This window comes from Brevundimonas sp. (genome assembly GCF_036399195.1).
In the GTDB taxonomy this organism is placed as follows: Bacteria; Pseudomonadota; Alphaproteobacteria; order Caulobacterales; family Caulobacteraceae; genus Brevundimonas.
Genome location: NZ_DASWNO010000123.1, coordinates 1 through 3,109 on the forward strand (window position 1 = coordinate 1; position 3,109 = coordinate 3,109).

Annotated in this window: 2 protein-coding genes; both read right to left on the reverse strand. The window is 67.2% G+C overall.

Going from position 1 to position 3,109, the window contains the following annotated elements; genetic code table 11:
- Nucleotides 1-1,048: molecular chaperone DnaJ (gene dnaJ, locus VGB60_RS05780; protein ID WP_331037311.1), on the reverse strand; the 1,048-nt coding region annotated here is incomplete at its 3' end.
- A 170-nt stretch (nt 1,049-1,218) separates the two neighbouring features.
- A partial coding sequence (gene dnaK / locus VGB60_RS05785; protein ID WP_331037312.1) for a molecular chaperone DnaK occupies nt 1,219-3,109 on the reverse strand: 1,891 nt, incomplete at its 5' end.

A 3,109-nucleotide genomic window follows, 5' to 3' on the forward strand; every position in this document is an offset into this window, starting at 1 on the left:
GCGTCAGGTCGGTGGGGGTCTCGACGAACAGTTCGACCACCAGATCGCCCCGCTGCTTGCCGTTCAGGTGCGGCATGCCTTTGCCCTTGATGCGCACCGTCTTGCCGGTCTGGGACCCGGCCGGCACCGCCACGGGGGCCCGGCAGCGGCCGTCGCAGGCCTCCGAGGTCAGGCAAGGCGCGTCGATCTCGCCGCCCAGCGCCGCCGTGGTCATGGGGACCGGGACGGTGACCAGCAGGTCGAGGTTGTCGCGCTCGAAGAGCTCGTGTGGCGTCACCGAGATGAAGACGTACAGGTCGCCCCGCGGACCGCCGCGCTGACCGGCGTCGCCCTCTCCCGACAGGCGGATACGCGAGCCGTCGTCGACCCCGGCCGGGATCTTGAGCTGCAGCTTGCGGTTCTTGCGCACCTGGCCGTGGCCGTGACAGCTCGCGCAGGGCTCGGCGACCATCTGGCCGGCGCCGCCGCAGCGGGGGCAGGTGCGCTCGACTTGGAAGAAGCCGTTGGCGGAGCGGATGCGGCCCGCGCCCTGGCAGGTGCTGCAGGTGGCCGGCTTGGTGCCCGCCTTGGCGCCGGAGCCCTCGCAGGTCTCGCAGGTGGCGGTGGTGGGGACGGAGATGTCGACGTCGGCGCCCTTGTAGGCCTGCTCCAGGGTGATCTCGAGATCGTAGCGCAGGTCCGAGCCGCGGCGTGGGCCGCCCTGACGCCCGGGTCCTCGGCCGCCGAACACGTCGCCGAAGGCTTCGCCGAAGACCTGGGAGAAGATGTCGTTGACGTCGGCGAAGCCCTGGCCTTGGCCGAAGGGATTGCCGCCGCCCCCGCCGTTGACGCCGGCATGGCCGAAGCGGTCGTAGGCGGCGCGCTTCTGGTCGTCCGACAGGACGGAATAGGCTTCGGAAATTTCCTTGAACCGCGCCATGGAGTCTTCGCACCCGCCGTTGCGGTCGGGGTGGTGCTGCATGGCCAGCTTGCGGTAGGCCGCCTTCAGGCCGGCCGCGTCGATGCCGCGGTCGACCTCGAGGATTTCGTAATAGTCACGCGTCGCCATCCGGCGTTCGTCCTCTTACCCTGCCGCCGGGTCCGCGCCTCTGGCGGGCGTTCGACCTTGACGGCTGACCGGGCTGACATGGGCGCCCGGAGAAATGATGCAAGTTTCAGGAAAGGGCCCCGCCTGTCCTGAGACAAGCGGGGCCGTAGCGATTGCGCGGGAGGTGTGTCCTACGCGCTCTTCTTCTCGTCCTCGTCGCCCGAGACTTCCTCGAACTCCGCATCGACCACGCCGTCGTCGGCCGGCTGTTCGGCGGAGCCGTCGGCGTCAGCCGCGTTCTGGGAGGCGTACATGGCCTCGCCCAGCTTCATCGAGGCCTGGACGAGGGTGTTGGTCTTGGTCCGGATGTCTTCCGGATCCGTGCCTTCCTTGGCCGTCTTCAGCTCGGCCAGGGCGGTGTCGATCGCCGCCTTCTCATCCGGGCCGACCTTGTCGCCGTGCTCGGCCATGGCCTTTTCGGTCGAGTGGATCAGGCTGTCGGCGGCGTTGATCGCCTCGACCATCTCCTTGCGGGCCTTGTCGGCCGCGGCGTTGGCCTCGGCTTCCTTGACCATCTTGTCGATGTCGGCGTCAGACAGGCCGCCGTTGGCCTGGATGCGGATCGACTGTTCCTTGTTGGTGGCCTTGTCCTTGGCCGTGACGTGGACGATGCCGTTGGCGTCGATGTCGAAGGCGACCTCGATCTGCGGCATGCCGCGCGGCGCGGGTGGGATGCCCATCAGGTCGAACTGGCCCAGCACCTTGTTGTCGGCCGCCATCGGACGCTCGCCCTGGAAGACCCGGATGGTCACGGCCGACTGGTTGTCGTCGGCGGTCGAGAACACCTGGCTCTTCTTGGTCGGGATGGTGGTGTTGCGCTCAATCAGCGGAGTGAACACGCCGCCCAGGGTCTCGATGCCGAGGGTCAGGGGGGTGACGTCGAGCAGCAGCACGTCCTTCACGTCGCCCTGCAGCACGCCGGCCTGAACGGCGGCGCCCAGCGCTACGACCTCGTCGGGGTTGACGCCCTTGTGCGGCTCCTTGCCGAAGAATTTCTTCACGGCCTCCTGAACCATGGGCATGCGGGTCATGCCGCCCACCAACACCACTTCGTCGATGTCGCCGGCCTTCATGCCGGCGTCGGCCAGCGCCTTCTTGCACGGCTCGATGGTGCGCTGGACCAGGTCGTCGACGAGGGCCTCCAGCTTCGAGCGCGACAGCTTGATGTTCAGGTGCAGCGGCCCCGAGGCGTTCATGGTGATGAACGGCAGGTTGACCTCGTACTGGGTGGTCGAGGACAGTTCCTTCTTGGCCTTTTCGGCCTCTTCCTTCAGGCGCTGAAGGGCCAGCTTGTCCGAGCGCAGGTCGACGCCCTGCTCCTTCTTGAACTCGTCGGCCAGGTAGTCGACCAGACGCAGGTCGAAGTCCTCGCCGCCGAGGAAGGTGTCGCCGTTGGTCGACTTCACCTCGAAGACGCCGTCGCCGATCTCCAGGATCGAGACGTCGAAGGTGCCGCCGCCGAGATCGTAGACCGCGATCTTCTTGCCGTCGTTCTTCTCGAGCCCGTAGGCCAGCGCCGCCGCGGTCGGCTCGTTGATGATGCGCAGCACCTCCAGGCCGGCGATCTTGCCGGCGTCCTTGGTGGCCTGACGCTGGGCGTCGTTAAAGTAGGCCGGAACGGTGATGACCGCCTTGTCGACCTTTTCGCCAAGGTGCTGCTCGGCGGACTCTTTCATCTTTTGCAGGATGAAGGCGGAGATCTGCTGGGGCGAGTAGTCCTTGCCGTGGGCGCGCACCCAGGCGTCGCCGTTCGGGCCCTTGACGATCTCATAGGGCACCATGCCCTTGTCCTTGGCCACCATGGGATCTTCCCAGTTGCGGCCGATCAGGCGCTTGATGGCGAAGAAGGTGTTGTTCGGGTTGGTCACCGCCTGGCGACGGGCGGGCTGGCCTACGAGGCGCTCGCTGTCTTCCATGAAAGCCACAACCGACGGCGTGGTCCGCGCGCCTTCGGCGTTCTCGATCACCTTCGGCTGCTTGCCGTCCATGATCGCCACGCACGAGTTCGTGGTGCCGAGGTCG